Raw genomic sequence first — 17,584 nt, 5'->3', positions numbered from 1 at the left:
GCACGATGCTGATCTTCGTGGCCGGCGCGATGCTCGGCATCTGGCTGCAGCGGGCGCGCGGCCGCAAGTGATCGTCCTGCTTTTGGTGGCGGCCGCGGCGGCCGGGTGGGTCGACGCGGTCGTCGGGGGTGGCGGCCTGCTCCTGCTGCCCGCGCTGCTGCTCGCCGCACCCGGGCTGCCGCTGCCGACCGCGCTGGGCACCAACAAGCTCGCCGCGATCTGCGGCACCGGCACGGCCGCGGTCACGTACGCGCGCCGGACCAAGATCGACTGGGGGGTCGCCGGGCCCTCCGCGGCGGTGGCGCTGATCTGCGCCGGCTGCGGGGCACTGCTGGCCGGGGCGATCCCGGCAACGGCGTACCGGCCGATCGTGATGATGGTGTTGATCTTCGTGGCGATCTTCGTGACCGTGCGGCCGGCCATGGGGCTGGCCGAGCACGGGGAGAAACGCACGCCGGTGCGCCGGGCGCTGGCCGTGGCGACCGCGGGCGGGCTGGTCGCCGCCTACGACGGACTGATCGGTCCGGGTACCGGCACGTTCCTGGTGCTGGCCTTCACCACGATCGTCGGCGCGGACTTCGTGCGCGGCTCGGCGATGGCCAAACTCGTCAACACCGGCACCAACCTCGGGGCGCTGATCGTTTTCGGCGTCACCGGGCACGTCGACTGGCTGCTCGGCGCCGGCATGGCGGTCTGCAACATCGGCGGTGCGTTCCTCGGTGCCCGGATGGCGCTGCGCCGCGGCTCCGGCTTCGTCCGGATCGTGCTGCTGATCGTGGTGCTCGCCCTGATCGTCAAGCTCGGCGTCGACCAGATGAGAATGGGCTGATGAGCGACGAGTCGCAGAACCTGATCGCGGAACTCAAGGACCAGGAACGCCGCCTGGTCTTCGACCACTTCGACGAGGCCGACGCGTGGGCGTTGGGCTGCCTGCTGGTCAACCTCGCCACCGAGCGCAGCCTGCCCGTCGCGATCGACATCCGCCGCGGCGAACAGCAACTGTTCCACGCCGGGCTGCCCGGCTCCACCGCCGACAACGACGTCTGGATCCAGCGCAAGGTCCGGGTGGTCTACCGGTTCGCCGCCTCCTCCTACCTGGTCGGCCGCGAACTCGCGGCCAACGGCAGAGAGCTCGACGCCGCGATGGGCGTCGATCCGATGCGGTACGCGGCCCATGGCGGGGCTTTCCCGGTACGCGTTGCCGGGGCCGGCGTGATCGGCGTCGTCACCGTGTCCGGGCTGCCGCAAGCCGACGACCACGCGTTGGTCCTCGAGGCGCTGGAGACCTTCCTCGACCGATGAGCTCTGCCGTCGGCAGATCCGTTTGGGGCCGGGCCGGATCCTCGGGCAGGCTCGACCCATGCGGATACTGATTCTCGGCGGCAGCGGATTCGTCGGCCGGGTCCTGGCGGCCACCGCGGTGGCCGACGGCCATGCGGTGACGGTATTCAATCGCGGGCACCGCGACCCGATCCCCGGCACCACCCTGATCACCGGCGACCGCCTCGCCGACGACGGACTGGCCGGTCTGGCCACCGGGACGTGGGACGCGGTCGTGGACACGTGGTCGGCTCAGGCGTCCGCGGTGCGGGCCGCCGCCCGGCTGCTCGCCGGGCGTGCCGGGCACTGGACGTATGTGTCCAGCCGATCCGTGTACCGGTGGCTGGCACCGCAGCCGCTGACCGAACAGACCGCACTCGCGGACGTCGACGATCCCGGATACGCCGGGGACAAACTGCGCGGCGAGATCGCCACCGAGGCGTTCGGCGGGCCGGTGCTGCTGGCCCGCGCCGGGCTGATCCTCGGCCCGCACGAGGACGTCGGCCGGCTGCCGTGGTGGCTGCGGCGGATGCACCGTGGCGGCCCGACCCTCGCGCCCGGCCCCCGCTCGCTGCCGCTGCAGTACATCGACGTCCGCGACCTGGCGCTGTTCCTGCTCGCCACCATCGGCGCCGAGGGGCCGGTCAACGTGGTCAGCGAAGCCGGCCACGCCACCATGGGCAGCCTCCTGGACGCGGCGAACGCGGTCACCGGCGGGCACGCCGAGCTGCGGTGGACCGACCCGGAGCCGATCCTGGCCGCCGGGGTGCAACCGTGGACCGACCTGCCGATCTGGATGCCGCCGGGGGAGGCCCACGACTTCATGCACAAGGGGGACGTCAGCCGGGCCCTGGCGGCGGGGATGCGGTGCCGACCGGTGATGGAGACGGTCAGCGACACCTGGGCGTGGCTGTCGGGGCTGCCGGGGGCGGCGCCGTTACGGACCGATCGGCCCGCGGTCGGACTCGATCCGGACGTCGAGGCGAAACTGCTGTCGGACTGACGGCCCGCGGTGGTGCGTCTCCCGCCCGGATGGCCGGAGACGCACCGGCGGTCATCCGCGTTTTCGCAGGGCGAAAACGCCCCAGCCGAGATACTCGCGCCGATGGCGCACGTGGCGCAGCGGGTCGGTGTCGAGTTCGGCGCGCATCCGCGGGGCCAGCTCATCGTGCGGGTTGGCGTCCAGCCAGGTCCGGATGTTCAGCCAATGCGCGGCCGCGTACCGGTCCCAGCAGTCCTGATCGGCCAGCACCATCTCGACGAGGTCCCAGCCGAGGTCGGCACCGAGGTGGGCGACCAGTTCCGGCAGCGACCGGAAGTCGTCGCGGGCCTGCGCGTGGCACGCCTCGACGGTCTGCTGGTCGGGCGGTTCCCGTCGCCAGTACGGCTCGCCGATCAGCAGCATGCCACCGGGACGCAGGCTGCGCTCCAGGATCTCGATGGTGCCGGCGACGCCGTGGCCGATCCAGGTGGCGCCGATGCAGGCGGCCACGTCAGCCGGTTCCGGCGCGACGAAGCCGGCGGCGTCGCCGTGGACGAACTCCACCGGAAGGCCGGCCGCGTGCTCGCGCGCCTCCGCGATGAAGGCGGTGCTGAGGTCCACCCCGATGCCGCGGATGCCGTGCGCCAGGTGCCAGCTGCGGAGCAGTTCGCCCTTGCCGCAGCACAGGTCGACGAGGCGGTCGCCGGCCCGCAGCTTGATCGCTCGGCCGAGGACGGCCAGCTTCGCGGGCGAGAACGGGTTGAGAATGCGAAGGTCACCCTCGCGGATGACGTGATGACGGGGGATGTCCATGGCGGAGTGTCCTGTCTGGGCTCGGTGCGATGGCGAAGGTCGTCGAGGAATCGCTACGCAGCGGCATCAGATGCACCCACACTCTCCGGTCCGGATTTCGGGGTCAGGCTAGATCTCGTCCGGATGACCGGGCAACCGGTATATCCCGGTGGTAATACAGCGTTTCATGCCGATACAGTGTATCGGCATGAGACCTCGTATCGCTGTGGTGGGGGCCGGTCCCGGGGGGCTGAGCTTCGCGCGGGTCATGCATCACCATGGCCACTGCGTCACCGTCCTGGAGCGTGATTCCGGACCGGATGCCCGGCCACCCGGCGGCACCCTGGACCTGCACGAGGGCATGGGCCAGGTGGCGCTGGAGAAGGCCGGCCTGTTGCCGGAGTTCGAGAAGCTGTCCCGGCCCGAGGGCCAGGCCATGCGGATCCTCGCCGCGGACGGCACGGTCCTGCGGGACTGGCGGCCCCGCCCGGACGAGCGGGCCAACCCGGAGATCGACCGGGGCCAGCTGCGCGACCTGCTGATCGGGCCCCTCGACGTGCGGTGGGGACACGCGGTGTCCGGGGTCGTTCCGGGGGCGGTGCACTTCGCCGACGGGCGGCGGGAATCCTTCGACCTGGTGGTCGGCGCGGACGGCGCCTGGTCCCGGGTGCGCCCGGCCGTCTCGCCGGTGACGCCCCACTACACCGGTGTCACCGTGGTCGAGACCGCCCTGGACGACGTCGACACCCGCCACCCCGAACTCGCCGGGCTGATCGGTGACGGTTCCGTCGGGGCGTACGGCGTGAACCGCAGCATCGTCGCCCAGCGCAACAGTGGCGGCCACGTCAAGGTGTCCGCCCGCTTCCGGGCACCGCTGGACTGGCACGCCGGCCTGGATTTGACCGACGCCGCGGCGGTGCGCGCGACACTGCTCGCCCGGTTCGACGGCTGGGCGGCCCCGGTCCTCGATCTGGTCCGCCGGGGGACCGCGTTCGTTCACCGTCCGATCCACGTTCTACCGGTGGGCCATACCTGGGCCCATGGTCCCGGGGTGACCCTGCTGGGCGACGCCGCGCACCTGATGCCCCCGCTGGGCGCCGGTGCCAACCTGGCCATGCTGGAGGGCGCCGAGCTCGCCGAGGCGGTCGCCGCCGGTCCGGAGGATCTCGACGGGGTGGTCCGAACTTTCGAGGAACGGATGTGGGCGCGGGCCGGGATGTGGGCGCGGATCACGACGGCCGGCCTCGAACGCCTCGTCAGCGCGGACCCGGCGGAAGCCGTCGCGCAGTTCGACCGGGTCAACCAGGATTCCGGTGCCCGAACCGGTCGCTGCCCTGCTGCTTGAGTACCTGGGACAGCGCACAAACCTGCGCACTGCGACCAACCGCGACTCGCGCTGGCCGTTCCCCGGCCGCTGGGCCGGTCAACCGCTCCAGTCCCGCGTCCTGTCACCGCTGATTCACGCGCTCGGCGTCCCGACCACCAGCGGCCGCGCCGCCGCAATCCGTCAGCACGTGCTCACCAGCCCCAACGGCCGGGTCGCTCCGCGGGTGCGCTCGGCCGGCCACTGCCGGTCCGGGTGGAGGCCGATGCCGCGGCGTACGGCATCGTGGTGATGCGACTCGGCACGCATTCCGCGCTGCGGGAGGCGATCGTTCTGTACCGGGCTGCCGGATACAGCTCATCGCCGTACCGTCAATCGGTCCTGGAGAAACCGCTCACCGGTCAGATGAGGCGGTCGGCGGGCGGCTGGAGAATGCAGAACTCGTTGCCGTCCGGGTCGGCCAGAATGTGCCAGACCCAGCCCTCCTCGGCGATCGGCTGCTCGGTGAGCAGGCGGGCGCCGAGGGCGGTGACGCGTTCCCTCTCGGCCTGCAGGTCGGGGACGCGTAGGTCGAGGTGCAGACGATTCTTGGTGGCTTTGCGCTCGGGGACGCGCTGCAGGAGCAGTTCGACGCCGTTGCCGTCGGGCGGGAGCAGGCGGCGATAGGGGCCGTCGCCGTCCGGGCCGGGGGTGTAGCCGAGGACGCCGGACCAGAAGGCGGTGGATTTCTCCAGGTCGCCGCAGTCCAACACGATCGCCAGGACGACGGTGGAGCGCCCGCCGAATCGGGCCGGTCCGTGAGTCACCCTGACACCCTAGCCGGTTTCCAATCCTAGAATCCTAGGACGCCTTAGAGGCAGTGCGGCAAGCCGCACCAAAACTCGAAAAGGACGGCTTCGCCGACCCCGGTAAATTCAAGAGCCGTGATGCTTGAGCTGCCGGCGGGCTGGGATTGGGAGATTCACAGGTACGACGGATGGCGGTTGACATTGATCGGGGATGTCGATCTGACGTACCACTGGAACCGGGAAGTCATCTTCTGCGACGTCACCCATCTGGCATGTCCGTTCCAGTTCTGCGACCCGATCTTTCGCGAGCCGACGCCGCGGGAACTCGCCTCGGTCCGCGAGGATGAGCCGGCGGTGGTCGTGGCGTTCGACGTCGAGGACATGCCGTGCCTGATCGCGGCCGAGTCGGTCGCGATCAGGCACGGCACGGTGATGCGCCGCTAGTGGGCGTATTTCAGGCCGACAACGCCGGCCACCACCAGGAACAGGCAGATGATCCGGGCCGGCGAGGTGTTCTCGCCGAGCGCGACCATGCCGACGACCGCGGTTCCCACCGCGCCGATCCCGACCCATACGGCGTATCCGGTGCCGACCGGGATGGTGCGCAGCGCGTAGCCGAGCCCCAGCATGCTGAGGATGACGGCCACGCCGAAAACGCCGGTGGGGAGGAGTCTGCTGAAGCCGGCGCTGCGGTCCAGGGCGATCGCCCAGACGGTTTCGAGCAGACCGGAGACGACGAGAACGGTCCAGGCCATGACGGACTCACCTCGGTGAAGGCGGTCGTCTTGTCGGGCCGGGTACGACACGCATCTCGTCCGGGGCGGCCACGGTCGTGGCGCCGTGACAAACGGTAGCACCGGTGGCACCGGTGGCACCGGTGGCGGAGCGGCCGATGGATGCGGGTGTGCGGGGCGTGTCATCATGGCCCGCCTATGGAGACGTCTACTACCTGGCGAGCGCCGCTGTTGTGGCGGTTTCTGCTCGCGCTGTCCCGCGTGGTGATCGCGCCGGTGTGCCGGTTGCGGGTGTCGGGTTCGGTGCCGGCGGAGTTGCGGTCGGGGCCGGTGATCCTCGCGGCGAATCATGTGAGTCCGTTCGACCCGCTGGTGTTGGTGGCGGCGTGTCACCGGGTGGGGTTGGCGCCGCGGATCATGATCACCGGTGGGTTGTTCGACGCGCCGGTGGTGGGTGCGGCGATGCGGGCGTGTGGGCACATCCGGGTGGATCGGGGTACGGCGCGGGTGGCGGAGGCGTTGCCGGCGGCGGCGCAGGCGCTGAAGGACGGTGCGACCGTGCTGCTGTATCCGGAGGGGCGGATCGGGCTGGATCCGTGGATGTGGCCGGAGCGGGGTAAGACCGGGGTGGCGCGGATGGCGGCGGCGACGGATGCGCCGGTGGTGCCGGTGGCGCAGTGGGGTGCGCATCGGGTGTTGCCGTATGAGGCGCCGACGCGGATCGGGCGGGCGTTGTTGCGGGCTCTGTTCACGCGGCCGGTGGTGCGGGTCGGGTTCGGCGCTCAGGTGGATGTGTCGGGCCTGTCGGGTTCGGCGGGTGCGCAGGCGATGCGCGCGACGCGGTTGATCATGGAGGGGATCGACGCGGCTCTGGCGCCGCTGCGGGCTGATGAGATGCAGTTGCCGCGGTACGTCGATGCCTCTCGCCCGGTCGACCTGTCGCGGGTGCGGCGCCCGCTCTGATCGGGGGCGGGTGTTCGTGGTCGGCTCGCCTGCCGCTGCGGTCGGTGTCGTGGCCCGGTGGCAGGATCGGCGGCATGGTGAAGGGGCGGATCGTCGCCGAGAGTCTGCGTCCGGGTGCCGCGTTGGTCGTGCCCGGGCTGGAGCTGGCGCGGGTGGCGCGGGTGGCGGTGGCGGCTCCCGGGCCGGGGCAGCCGGCGGTGTGGACGCTGCTGGATGTGGTGGCGCCGGAGGAGCGGTCGGCGGAGTTGGCGGCGGCGTTGAGTGCGGCACTGGCTCCCGACGGTGGGTGGTATGCGGATTTCCGGTCCGGTGGCGAGCATGTGGTGGTGTTCGCCGGCCGGGTGTTCCGGTATGCGGTGGGTGATGGGGTGGGGCGGGCCGAGGCGGTGGCTTACGGGCGGTCGCTCGGGGTGCCGCGGGCGCAGCTGGACTGGGGTCCCTGAGGGCGTTGCGGTCTGGTGGGTGAGGGGGCGTGGTAGGCGGGGTGTTAAGTCACCGGTTGGCGGTGCGGGCGGATCTGCCGGTGCTGGAGTCGCTGGTCGAGGCGGCGATCGGGGAGTTGCAGAGGGGTTTTCTCGACGAGGGGCAGATCGCGTCCAGTCGGGCGATCATGGGGTTGGACACGGCGTTGATCGACGATGGGACGTATTTCGTGGTCGAGGCCGATGGGCGGGTGGCCGGGTGTGGTGGCTGGAGCCGGCGCGCCACGCTGTACGGGGGTGATCATCGCGCGGGGCGGGATGCGGCGTTGCTGGATCCCGTGACGGATCCGGCGAGGGTCCGCGCCATGTACACGCATCCGGATTTCGTCCGTCGCGGCATCGCTCGGTTGATCCTGTCGTTGAGTGAGGCGGCTGCGGCGGCGGAGGGTTTCCGTGCGTGTGAGTTGATAGCGACGCTGTCCGGGGAGCCGTTGTACCGGGCCGCGGGTTTCGTTCCGGTCGAGCGTCTCAGCGATGCTTCGGGTGGGGTGGCCGTCCCTTTGGTGCGGATGCGCAAGGCTCTTTGATGCCGTTGGCCGGATCGCCCGGCGGCCACCTTCGCCCTCGTTCCGGCGCATCCGGACGGCATGGCGCCCGGATTTATCTTGGGATCCGATTTGTCAGCGCTGCGGGCGTGCTCTCGACTGACCGGTGGTGCCGGGGCCGCGGCTGCGGGCTTCGGTGGACGGTCTGCCTGTCTGAGGGTGTCGGGGGTTACCAGTCGCGCCATTGGTCGGTGAGTTCGGCGGGGTGCAGGCCTCGGCGGCCGGCCACGGCGGTGACGTCGACGCCGGCGCCGACGAGGACGTCGTGGACGTAGGCGGCGAGTTGTTCGCGTTCGTCGGTTTCGATGTAGTCGTCGACCTCGTTGAGGGCGAGCACGACGCGTTCGACGGCGGTCCAGATGTCGTGGTCGCTGCTGGTGGGGGAGAACTCGCGGACGTCGTCCTCGTAGGCGGTGAGGGCGAGGTCGACGGCGGCGATGAAGTCGGGGGGCCACAGCTCGGCCGCGTACGCCTTGTCGGGGGTGAGTTGGCCGGCGGTGATCTGGGCGGTCTGGGTGCTCACCTGGCGGCGCCAGAGGTCGCTGGGTCGCTCGCCGGTGGCCCCGCGGCTGTCGCCGGGCTGGTGTCCGGTGGGGCCGGGCTCGGTGGGCCGGTCGTCGGGTCGGTGGCCGGTGGGCCGGTCGTCGGGTCGCTGGCCGGGGTGGTGTTCGCTCATGTCGTGAACCTAGCGAGACCCACCGACACTTTCGGGTGGCTTCCGGCGCCGGTTCCCTCGAAGGCGATTGTCGTTTCGCTGGCTGGGACCGGAGGCGGTAGGGGAGTCGGGATGCCGGCGCCGGCCGCCGAGCGCCGTGCGGGCGAGCCGGGGTTGGGTGGTCGAGCCGGGCCCGCAGGGTGTGCGGGTGGCCGGGTCAGGCGTGCAGGGCGGCTTCGACCAGGGCGAGGGCTTTGTCGGCGGGGATGCCCAGGGCGCGTGTGGTTTCGGCGTACGCCGCTGCTGCTTTCTGGGCCCGCAGCGATGTGCCGGTGGCGCGGGCGGTGATGACCGTGCCGGCTCGGCCGCGGGTTTCGACGAGGCCGGCCTGTTCGAGTTCCTTGTAGGCGCGGGCGACGGTGTTGGCGGCCAGGCCGAGGTCGGTGGCGAGGTGCCGGACGGGGGGCAGGCGGGTGCCGGCGGCGAGGTGGCCGTCGGCGGCGAGTGCGGCGATGCGTAGGCGGACCTGTTCGTAGGGCGGGGTGGGGGAGTCGGGGTCGATCGTGATGTCCATGGGTTGTCCGGCCTGTTCGGGCGACGAAGGGAACGAAGCGGGGGTCTCAGATGAGTGTGGGGGGTGTGTTGCCGGCGGCGATGACGGCCCGCCGGATCGGGACGAGGGCGAGCAGGATGCCGCCGGTGACGAAGAAGACGACGAGCGAGACGATGCCGAGGCGGTAGCTGCTGGTGAGCTGGAAGATGATGCCGAAGAACAGCGGGCCGAGCCAGCTGGTGCCCTTGTCGCTGATTTCGTAGAAGCCGTAGTACTCGCCTTCCCGGCCGGTGGGGATGAGTTGGGAGAACAGGCTGCGGCTGAGGGCTTGGCTGCCGCCCATGACCAGGCCGATGCCGGCGCCCAGGAGCATGAAGGGGACGGGGGCGCCGGCGGGGAGCCAGAAGGCGGCCACGACGACGACGAGCCACAGGGCGAGGGCGACCAGGATGGTGTTGCGGGCGCCGATGCGGTTGGCGAGGGCGCCGAGCAGCAGGGCGCCGCCGAAGGCGAGGAATTGGACGATCAGGATGGTGATGATCAGCGTGGATTGTTCGAGTTTGAGTTCCTCGGTGCCGAATTGGCTGGCGAGGGAGATGACGGTCTGGATGCCGTCGTTGTAGATCAGGTAGGCGCCGAGGAAGGCGAGGGTGAGCGGGTAGGCGCGCATCGACTTGAGGGTGTGGCCGAGCTGCCGGAAGCCGTCGGTGACGACGTTGCCGCGGGTGGGGGTGCTGTCGGCGCCGGGGTGTTCGCGGAGCCAGAGCAGGGGCAGCAGGGTGAAGGCGGCCCACCAGACGCCGGCCGAGACGATGGACCAGCGGGCCAGGTCGAGGGTGCGTTGGGGGTTGCCGTCCTGGCTGAACAGGGTGACGGCGACGAGGTTGAGCAGCAGCAGGACGCCGCCGCCGAGGTAGCCGATGCCCCAGCCGCGGCTGGAGATCCGGTCGCGTTCGTCGGGGCCGCCGAGGTGGGGCAGGAACGAGTTGTAGACGACGACGGAGGCGCCGAAGGCGATGTTGGCGATCAGGAACAGGATGCCGCCGAGCAGGTAGCGGTCGCCGGTGACCAGGGCCATCGCGACGGTGGCGGCGGCGCCGGTGAACGCGGCGGTGGCGAGCAGGGGTTTCTTGCGCGGGGAGCGGTCGGCGACGGCGCCCATCACCGGTAGGACGAAGACGGTGAGCAGCACCGACAGCGACACCAGGTAGGGGAAGTAGGAGCCGGCGGCGACGGTGAGCCCGAACGGGTGCACGGAGGCGTGGCACTCGTCGGCGTCGATGGAGCAGCCGGCGGCCCGTTCGGTGACCTTGGTGAGGAACGGGCCGAGGAAGACGGTGATGACCGTGGTGGAGAACGCGGAGTTGGCCCAGTCGTAGAGGTACCAGCCGGTGCGTTCCCGTTTACCGGCGGGTGCGGGTGTCGGGGTGCCGGTGAGGGCCATCGTGTGCGCTCCAGGGTGTGGGTCGGTGCGCGCACATGATGCCATCCACGGGCGTTTCAAGCGAGATGTTGGTCACTGTTCATCGGGTGTCCACCAGCGGGCCAGGGCGCTGATCGCGGGGTCGTCGGAGGCGGTCAGGGCGGTCCACGGGTCGCTGCCTTCGGGGACGTCGAGGCCGGCGTAGGCGGCGAGGTCGTGCGGGTCGACCGGGTCGGTGGTGGGGGTGTAGGCGGCGGCGTGTCCGAGGGTGGCGGCGTCGGTCCAGGGGAAGCCGTCGACGGGTTCGGGGAGTTCGCCGACTTCGAGGTGGGGCGGGAAGTCGTCGGTCAGCGCCACCGGGTCGTGGTGGGTGTCCGGGATTTCGGCGATGTCGTGCTGGGCGTCGTCGTGGTGGGCGTCGTCGTGTCCCGGGTCGTCATGATCGTGCTGATCGTGCAGGTCGGACATGTCCGTCAGGTCGTGGCCGGCGGGCAGGTCGTGGGAGTCGTCGAAGTCCGGCAGGTGGTGATCGCCGCCGTCGTCGTGGTGGTCGAAACCGCCCCAGTGGTCGCTCATCTGTCCCTCTCGTCGATCGGTGCCGGGGTCAGCGCCCGGGCCCGCAGCAGCGCCTCGTCCGCCTGGCGCACCCGTACGCGTACCGTGTCAAGCTCTTGCTGGGCCACCGCGCGCCGTTTGGCGCGCCCGGCGGTGTCCTCCGCGGCGGCCGCGTCGATGTCGGCGATCTGCGCGTCGAGGTCGCGCAGCCGCCGCTGGGTGGCGTCGTCCAGGGCGACCGACAGGGCGTACTGCAGGTCGGTGAACCGGACGGTGATCTCGTCGGCGAGGGCGGCGCGGGCCTCGCCGAGCACGTCGCGCAGCCAGCCGCGGGCGTGCTGCCGGTCGGAGTGCACGCGCCGGCGGTACAGCACGTACCCGCCGGCGGCCAGGCCCAGTCCGATTCCGGCGACCGGGACGAGCAGGCCGCCGGCGGCGCCGAGCACCGAGATGCCCAGGGCGGCGCCGCGCCCGGCCATGAACGCGATGCCGCCGGCGGACAGGGCGATCAGCATGTTGTCGCCGGCGCCGTCGCGCGGTGGCGCCGCGGTCAGTTCGTGGCGCAGTGTCGCGTTCAGTTTACCCAGCACGGCGTCGCGTTCGTCCGGTTCGAAGGCGCTGGTGAGCACGGTCTCGGCGACCTGGGCGAAGGTGTTCTCCAGGCGTTGCGACAGGTCGGCGGCGACCGCCCGCAGGTGGGTGTCGACGTCGTCGGGCAGGTGGGTGAGCTGCTCGCCGCGCATCTTGTCGATCCGGGCGGACAGGTCCTGCTGGATGTCGGCGACCCGGCTGCGCAGCCCGCCGACCGCTTCGACCCGGGCGCGCTGCACCTCGGCGTTGAGCAGCAGCGACCACTGGCGGGACTCGGTGCGTTTGCGGGCGGCCAGGGCGGCCCGGTCGGCGCGCAGTTCGGCCTGGCGGGCCGGGTCGGCGGTGGCGGCTTGGACCCGGGTTTCGGCCTGGGTCTGCAGGCGGCCGAGTTCGCCGCGGGCGGCGCGCAGCACGTTGGCCAGTTGCAGCTGGTGGCCGCGGCCGGCGAGTTCGATCAGGGCGTGCTGCAGGGCGGGGATCTGTGACGCTTCGGCCAGGGTGCTCTGGTGGTCGCCGGCGGCGGTCAGGGCGAGTTCGGCGAGGCGGGCGGAGACCGGGTACCAGGGTGCGGCGGCGAAGCGCGGGGCGTGGGCCTGCAGCAGGGCCCGGTTGTCCTCGGCGATGCGCCGCCACTGCCCGAACGCGTCGATCTTGGTGAGGGCGAAGACGACGGCGTCGACGCGTTCGGCGGCCTGGGCCAGGAAGGCGAGTTCGGGGCTGGACAGGGGGGCGGAGGCGTCGGCGACGAACAGCAGGGCGGTGCCGCGGCGGACCGCGTCGAGGGCGACGACGGCGTGCACCGGGTCGAGGCCGCCGGCGCCCGGGGTGTCGAGCAGGCTCAGGTACTGCAGCAGCGGGGCGGGGTGGGTGACCTCGATGCGGCGGGCGCGGTGGGCGCCGCGGGCCCAGGCGCCGAGGTCGTCGACCGGGACGCTGTCGCCGCCCTCGGGCAGCCAGGCGCGGGCCGAGTACGCCGGGCCGGGCACGAAGTCGAGGTAGGCGGCGGTGGTGACGGCGGCGTCGACCGGGGACAGGCCGGGGACCCCGAGCAGGGCGTTGACCAGGGAGCTCTTGCCGCGTTTGGTTTCGCCGACGACGACCACGCCGGGTCGGGTGAGCTGGGTGCGGCGCAGCTCGGCGAGGTCGGCGGCGGCGTCCATGTCGACGCCGCGCAGGTAGGCGAGGCTGTCGCGGACGGCGGCGTCCAGGGTGGCGGTCAGGTCACGCATGGCGGACCTCCTGGGCCAGCAGCTGGAAGCCGCGGTGCGCGATGTGCGCGACGCGGGCCTGGGCGGGGCCGGCGCCGTCGACGGCGTAGGCGCGCCAGCGGCCGGCCGCGGCGATGGCGGCGGTGGCCAGTTCCTGCTCGGGTGCCTGCGGCAGGTCGAGGATGTACCGGGGGTCGGTGGAGGTGGCGAGGCGGATCAGTTCGGTCTCCCGGTCGGCGGGCAGGCGTACGGCGCCGGTCGCGGCGCGCTGGGCGGCGTCGAGCAGTCGCAGCCGGTGGTAGGCGGGGTCGCGCAGCACGGTTTCCAGGGCGTCGCGGACGCCGGCGCGCAGGCGGGGGTCGCCGGTGTGCCCGGCGAGGCGGTCCAGCCGGGTCAGCGCCCAGCCGGCCTTGATCGCGTCGGCGCGCCAGCCGAACGACTGTTGCAGGGTGGTGCGCAGCCGGGGGATGCCGGAGGCGGCTTCGAGGCGGCGCACCAGGTCGCCGGTGCCCAGCCGGGGTTCGGCGGCGAGCTGCGCGCAGGCGAAGCCGATGCCGTACAGGTCCAGGCGCCCGAGGAGCCGTTCGCGGTGGTCGGCCGGGATCGGGGCGGGCAGGGTGCGCAGCAGGTCGGTGGAGGTGAGCAGCAGGGTGAGCTCGCCGGTGGGCAGGGCGGCCAGGCGGGCCAGGGCGTCGCGGTCGGCGTCGGTGAGCCGGCCGGCGCCGGTGGTCTCGGCGAGCAGGCCGATCAGCGGGACGACGCCGCTGACCGTGCGGCGCAGCAGGGCGGCCTGCTGCTCGGCCAGGGGCGCGGCGACCGGCCACGGGTCGCCGGCGCCGCCGGCCAGGGTGTCGACCTTGGCCAGGACGCCGAGGGCGTTGATCGGGCTGGCCGCCAGACGGGCGGACGCGTCGTGGAAGGCGTCCAGGGCGCGTACGTCGTCGGCGCGCACCGCCTGGGTGAAGACGTAGATGACGGCTTCGGCGGCGGCGACCTCGCCGGCCGAGTCGGCGTCGATGTCGTCGTCGAAGGGTGCGTCGCCGACGACGTGGCGGGCGCGGTCGCTGGAGGCGGTGTCGGTCGAGGACAGGCCCGGGGTGTCCACGACGGTGATCGTTTTCAGTCGGTCGTTGGTGAGGGTGACGTCGAGGTAGGCGATCCGGGTGGCGGGCACGCCGAGGCGGGCGGGGACCATGCCGTCGTCGTCGAGGGGCAGGCTGTGGTGGATGCCGTCGCGGGTGACGATGTTCACCCGGTCGGCCGGGCCGTACCGGAACCGGGTGACGACCCGGGTGCACTCGCCGGCGGCGGTCGGGGCGACCCGCCGGCCGATCAGGGCGTTCACTAGTGTCGACTTTCCGGCTTTCAGGCGCCCGGCGATCGCGACGCGTAACGGCTCGTGGAGACGGTTGCCGATCTGTCGTACCTGGCCACCAGCAGCGGAACCGAATTCCGTGACAATATCGTGACAGAGGGTAGCCAGTCGGGTGCTGAGCGGGCCGGTCACCGTGACTCGTCAGCTGAGCACACCGTCAGCGACAATGTGCAGAAGGCGGCAGTCGACGTCACGAAACGGGGCCCTTTCTCGACCGTGGATCAGGATCAGGTTTGATTACCTGTCCGCGGCACAGCCTACGGATGCCGACACCACCCGGGGGATCCCGTGTTCGTGCCAGAGAAGGAGGACCACTAGTGGCGGACGAGGCTCACCTGGCCGCATCCTCCACTCTGCGTCACGGCCCCGGCCTCGTCGTGCTCGCCGGCCCGCCCGGCTGCGGCCGCAGCACCCTGCTGCAGCGCCTCGCCGCGACCCTCGGCGGCCCGGTGCACGCCGGCGGCGGCCTGGCCATGCTCGCCGGCGTCCCGGCCCTGGCGCTGTCCCGCGCGGTCCGCGCCCGGCTGCCCGGCGACGACGTGCACCTGCTCGCCGAGGCGGTCCGCTCCCGGGTCCGCGGCGGCCTGCTCGTCCTGGACGACCTGCACCACTGCGACCCGGCCACGATCGCCGCCCTGCCGCACCTGGCCCGCACCTGCCGGGTGCTGGTCGCGCTGCGCACCCCGCACCGGCTGCCCGACGAGGCACATCAGCGGCTGCGGGCCGCGGCGAGCGCCTGGATCGGCGTACCCCCGCTGACCGACGACGAAGCGCTCGCCCTGGCCCGGCGCACCGCCGCCCGCCTCGACGAGGGCACGCTGACCGCGGTCGCCGCCCGGGCCGGCGGCAACCCCCTCGCGATCATCGCTCTGGCCCGGCAGGCGGCCGCGGGTCGCGCACCCGCCGGCCAGGACATCGATCAGATTGCGTACGCGATAGCCACCGCCCTGGCCGATCTGCCCCGCCCGGCCCGCACCGCCCTGGCCGCCCTCGGTCTGCTCGGCCGGCCCGCCCCCGCCGGACTGCTCGGTCCCGGCGCGGCCGACCTGCTCGCCGCGGGCCTGGTCGGCACCGAACCCGGCGGCGATCTGTACCCGGTGTCGGCCTACGTCGCGGAAACCGCCGCCGGGCTGCTCGACACCGCCGCCCGCGCGGACATGCACCAGCGTCTGGCCCAGCTCACCCCACCGGCCGAAGCGGCCCGGCACCTGGCCGCCGCCGGCGACACCGCCGGCGCGTACCGGCACGCCCTGACCGCCGCCGACCAGGTCGTCGGCGGGCAACGCGCCGCCCTGCTGCTGTTCGCCTGCCGCCTCGACACCCCGGTCGACCTGCGGGTGCGCCTGGCCGCCGCGGACGCCCTGCTGCAGGCCGGGCAGCCCGGGGACGCGGCGGGCGTGCTGGCCGCGGCCGGCGCCCGGGCGAGCGGCGCGGCCGCCCCGCTGGCCCTGGAAGTCGCCGTCCTGCACGGCGAGGCCCTGCTGCAGGCCGGTGACCCGCACGCCGCCGCGGCCGCGGTCACCGGCGTGCCGGACACCGCCGCCGCCCCCGTGGTCGCCGCCCGCGACCGGGTCATGCTGCTGTCCGCCCTGGCCACCGCACCCATGTCCGCCCTCGACCTGGCCGAGAAGATCGCCGCCCGGCACGCCACCGCACCCCCCGGGGTCGCCGCCGCCCTGGCCGCCGTGCGTGCCGCGCACCGGGTCGCCGGCTGGGACACCGACCTCGCCGCCGCCGCCGACCCCGGCGGCGACCCGCTGATCAGCCGGTGGAGCGCCTGGCTGCTGGTCGAACACCTGGCCGGCGACGGCCGCCTGCAGGAGTCCGCCGAGGTCGCGCTGCGCGCCGCCGAGGTCGCCGGGCAGCAATTGGCCTACACCTGGCAGACCCGGTTCCTGGCCGCCGCCGACTGGGCGCTGGCCCTGCACGGGCCCGCCGACGGCGTCGTCAAACGCGCCACCACCCTCACCGACCTGGCCGTCCCCGACGACGCGCAGGCGTACGCCACCGCCGCGACCGCCCTCATCGAGGCCGACACCGGCCTGCTCGCCGCCGCCCGGGCCCGGCTGAAGACGGCGCCACCGCACCCGGCCGCCGACTGGGTCGCCCGCGAAGCCGCCTGGCTCGACGGGCAACCCGAGCGCGGCGCCGCCACCGGCACCGGCGACGGCCTGCTCGCCGGCCTGCACGCGATCACCGGCCGGTGGGCCGCCCACGACCTCGGGCTGCCGGCCGCCGCACCCATCCCCACCGGACTGCCCGGTCCCGCCCGGCGCACCCTGACCGCCTGGGCGGTCGGCACCGGCTTCCCGGCCGCCGCCGACAGCTGGCAACCCGTCGCCCTGCGCGAACAGATCCGCTGCCTGCTCGCCGCCGGCCTCACCGACCCGGACCGGGACCGGGCCGTCACCGCCCTGCTGCGCGCCGAGGAGCTCGCCGACGCCGCCGGGCTGACCGTGCTGGCCGGCCGCGCCCGCCGCGGCCTGCGCCAGCACGGCATCCACCGCGACACCCGCAGCCGCCGCTCCGAGGGCGGCCTCACCCAACGCGAACAGGACGTGCTGCGCCTGGTCGCGGCCGGCGAGCCGACCCGGCGCATCGCCGGGCAACTCGGCATCTCCACCGAGACCGTCGACACCCACATCCGGGCCAGCATGCGCAAACTCGGCGCCCGGACCCGCACCGAAGCCGCCGCCCTGGCCTTCGCCGCCGCCGGGCCCCGCGCAGACACCAGCGACAACAGCGAGGATGGCCGGTGAACAATCCACCCGACACACCACGCCACGTAGTTGCCGGCACCGCCGACGCCGAGACCATCCTGCGGCGCCTGGTCCGCGACGGCTGGACCGCCCGGCCCGGCTTCGCCCTGCCCGACGCCAACTGGGATGTCACCGCCGCCCACCTCGTCCTGCACGGCCGGGTCTCCGACGACGACACCCACACCGCCGGCCTGGCCGTCCTGGCCGCCGCCCGCGGCGCCGCCGTCATCGTCATCTGCGACACCGACTCCCCGGCCGGCCGCGCCCTGATCGACGACCTGTCCCGCATCGGCGCCGTCAACCAGGACCCCGACGGCGCCGACCCGGTCGCCCACCTCATCCCCGAACAACGCGCCCTGCTCGACCGCCTCGCCGCCGGCGACACCATCGCCGCCGCGGCCGCCGCCGAGTTTCTGTCCCTGCGCACCGCCAACCGACGCATCGCCGAAGCCCGCGCCCTGTTCGGCGTCCGCACCACCCGCGAAGCCGTCCTGGCCTACCTGCGCCAGCGTCAACCCGACTGACCTTCGCCCCA

Annotated in this window: 19 protein-coding genes and 1 riboswitch; of the genes, 10 read left to right on the top strand and 9 right to left on the bottom strand. The window is 73.0% G+C overall.

From position 1 onward, the window contains the following. The first annotated feature begins 67 nt into the window (after window positions 1–67). The 3 genes from ACSP50_RS21210 to ACSP50_RS21200 are packed head-to-tail and all read left to right on the top strand — an operon-like array spanning window position 68 to window position 2,323. Window positions 68–829 (top strand): TSUP family transporter, encoded by a 762-nt coding sequence (locus ACSP50_RS21210; RefSeq protein ID WP_014691315.1) that lies wholly within the window; start codon window positions 68–70, stop codon window positions 827–829. Further along, the gene (locus tag ACSP50_RS21205; RefSeq protein ID WP_014691314.1) at window positions 829–1,302 is read left to right on the top strand and encodes a heme-degrading domain-containing protein; all 474 of its coding nucleotides are present in this window, start codon (window positions 829–831) and stop codon (window positions 1,300–1,302) included. The genes ACSP50_RS21210 and ACSP50_RS21205 overlap by 1 nt, the downstream gene beginning before the upstream one ends. Window positions 1,303–1,360: 58 nt before the next feature. Beyond that, window positions 1,361–2,323, top strand: a complete 963-nt coding sequence (locus tag ACSP50_RS21200) for an NAD-dependent epimerase/dehydratase family protein (RefSeq protein ID WP_014691313.1) — start codon at window positions 1,361–1,363, stop codon at window positions 2,321–2,323. A gap of 51 nt (window positions 2,324–2,374) precedes the next feature. Here the strand turns inward: ACSP50_RS21200 and ACSP50_RS21195 are convergent, their stop codons facing one another. Further along, on the bottom strand, window positions 2,375–3,115 hold the full coding sequence (locus tag ACSP50_RS21195; protein ID WP_014691312.1) for a cyclopropane-fatty-acyl-phospholipid synthase family protein: 741 nt from the start codon (window positions 3,113–3,115) through the stop codon (window positions 2,375–2,377). 187 nt (window positions 3,116–3,302) lie between these two features. Here ACSP50_RS21195 and ACSP50_RS21190 point away from each other — a divergent pair, with 187 nt between their 5' ends. Further along, window positions 3,303–4,439 (top strand): NAD(P)/FAD-dependent oxidoreductase, encoded by a 1,137-nt coding sequence (locus ACSP50_RS21190; RefSeq protein ID WP_052311671.1) that lies wholly within the window; start codon window positions 3,303–3,305, stop codon window positions 4,437–4,439. A gap of 380 nt (window positions 4,440–4,819) precedes the next feature. On the opposite strand, the gene ACSP50_RS21180 is transcribed toward ACSP50_RS21190, so the two are convergent. Then, window positions 4,820–5,224 (bottom strand): VOC family protein, encoded by a 405-nt coding sequence (locus tag ACSP50_RS21180; protein WP_014691310.1) that lies wholly within the window; start codon window positions 5,222–5,224, stop codon window positions 4,820–4,822. A gap of 177 nt (window positions 5,225–5,401) precedes the next feature. Between ACSP50_RS21180 and ACSP50_RS21175 the strand changes: the two genes are divergently transcribed. Then, window positions 5,402–5,650 (top strand): hypothetical protein, encoded by a 249-nt coding sequence (locus ACSP50_RS21175; RefSeq protein WP_155123575.1) that lies wholly within the window; start codon window positions 5,402–5,404, stop codon window positions 5,648–5,650. Here ACSP50_RS21175 and ACSP50_RS21170 read toward each other — a convergent pair. After that, window positions 5,647–5,961: a multidrug efflux SMR transporter gene (locus ACSP50_RS21170; RefSeq protein WP_014691308.1), complete on the bottom strand. Its 315-nt coding sequence runs from the start codon at window positions 5,959–5,961 to the stop codon at window positions 5,647–5,649. The two genes, ACSP50_RS21175 and ACSP50_RS21170, sit on opposite strands and share 4 nt — an antisense overlap. Before the next feature lie 18 nt (window positions 5,962–5,979). Then, a riboswitch (guanidine-III (ykkC-III) riboswitch) is annotated at window positions 5,980–6,048 on the bottom strand. 90 nt (window positions 6,049–6,138) lie between these two features. Between ACSP50_RS21170 and ACSP50_RS21165 the strand changes: the two genes are divergently transcribed. The 3 genes from ACSP50_RS21165 to ACSP50_RS21155 all read left to right on the top strand — a co-directional run bounded on the left by ACSP50_RS21165 (window position 6,139) and on the right by ACSP50_RS21155 (window position 7,912). Then, window positions 6,139–6,903 (top strand): 1-acyl-sn-glycerol-3-phosphate acyltransferase, encoded by a 765-nt coding sequence (locus tag ACSP50_RS21165; protein WP_043511856.1) that lies wholly within the window; start codon window positions 6,139–6,141, stop codon window positions 6,901–6,903. Between the two features lie 74 nt (window positions 6,904–6,977). Further along, window positions 6,978–7,346, top strand: coding sequence for a hypothetical protein (locus tag ACSP50_RS21160; RefSeq protein WP_014691306.1), 369 nt, complete (start codon window positions 6,978–6,980; stop codon window positions 7,344–7,346). 80 nt (window positions 7,347–7,426) lie between these two features. Then, entirely contained in the window at window positions 7,427–7,912 is a 486-nt protein-coding gene (locus ACSP50_RS21155; protein ID WP_231956677.1) for a GNAT family N-acetyltransferase, read from the top strand. A gap of 187 nt (window positions 7,913–8,099) precedes the next feature. Here ACSP50_RS21155 and ACSP50_RS21150 read toward each other — a convergent pair whose 3' ends face one another. The 6 genes from ACSP50_RS21150 to ACSP50_RS21125 form a co-directional block, all read right to left on the bottom strand. Further along, window positions 8,100–8,606 carry a hypothetical protein gene (locus ACSP50_RS21150; RefSeq protein ID WP_014691304.1) on the bottom strand — a complete coding sequence of 169 codons (507 nt, stop codon included), beginning with the start codon at window positions 8,604–8,606 and terminating at the stop codon, window positions 8,100–8,102. A 196-nt stretch (window positions 8,607–8,802) separates the two neighbouring features. Further along, window positions 8,803–9,159: a GntR family transcriptional regulator gene (locus ACSP50_RS21145; RefSeq protein WP_014691303.1), complete on the bottom strand. Its 357-nt coding sequence runs from the start codon at window positions 9,157–9,159 to the stop codon at window positions 8,803–8,805. Window positions 9,160–9,205: 46 nt separating this feature from the next. Further along, window positions 9,206–10,582: an MFS transporter gene (locus ACSP50_RS21140; protein ID WP_014691302.1), complete on the bottom strand. Its 1,377-nt coding sequence runs from the start codon at window positions 10,580–10,582 to the stop codon at window positions 9,206–9,208. A 72-nt stretch (window positions 10,583–10,654) separates the two neighbouring features. Further along, window positions 10,655–11,137 (bottom strand): hypothetical protein, encoded by a 483-nt coding sequence (locus ACSP50_RS21135; RefSeq protein WP_014691301.1) that lies wholly within the window; start codon window positions 11,135–11,137, stop codon window positions 10,655–10,657. Then, window positions 11,134–12,936: a dynamin family protein gene (locus tag ACSP50_RS21130; RefSeq protein ID WP_014691300.1), complete on the bottom strand. Its 1,803-nt coding sequence runs from the start codon at window positions 12,934–12,936 to the stop codon at window positions 11,134–11,136. The genes ACSP50_RS21135 and ACSP50_RS21130 overlap by 4 nt, the downstream gene beginning before the upstream one ends. Then, entirely contained in the window at window positions 12,929–14,260 is a 1,332-nt protein-coding gene (locus tag ACSP50_RS21125) for a hypothetical protein (RefSeq protein WP_231956676.1), read from the bottom strand. Before ACSP50_RS21125 ends, ACSP50_RS21130 begins: the two co-directional genes overlap by 8 nt. Before the next feature lie 347 nt (window positions 14,261–14,607). Between ACSP50_RS21125 and ACSP50_RS21120 the strand changes: the two genes are divergently transcribed. After that, window positions 14,608–17,049, top strand: coding sequence for a LuxR C-terminal-related transcriptional regulator (locus ACSP50_RS21120; RefSeq protein ID WP_014691298.1), 2,442 nt, complete (start codon window positions 14,608–14,610; stop codon window positions 17,047–17,049). Next, complete coding sequence (locus ACSP50_RS21115) at window positions 17,046–17,573, top strand: hypothetical protein (RefSeq protein WP_014691297.1); 528 nt, start codon at window positions 17,046–17,048, stop codon at window positions 17,571–17,573. Before ACSP50_RS21120 ends, ACSP50_RS21115 begins: the two co-directional genes overlap by 4 nt. Window positions 17,574–17,584: the final 11 nt, after the last annotated feature.

It is taken from the genome of Actinoplanes sp. SE50/110, from assembly GCF_900119315.1.
GTDB lineage: Bacteria > Actinomycetota > Actinomycetes > Mycobacteriales > Micromonosporaceae > Actinoplanes.
The sequence above is the reverse complement of the archived record's forward strand: the minus strand, read 5'-3'. Positions and strand labels throughout refer to the sequence as shown.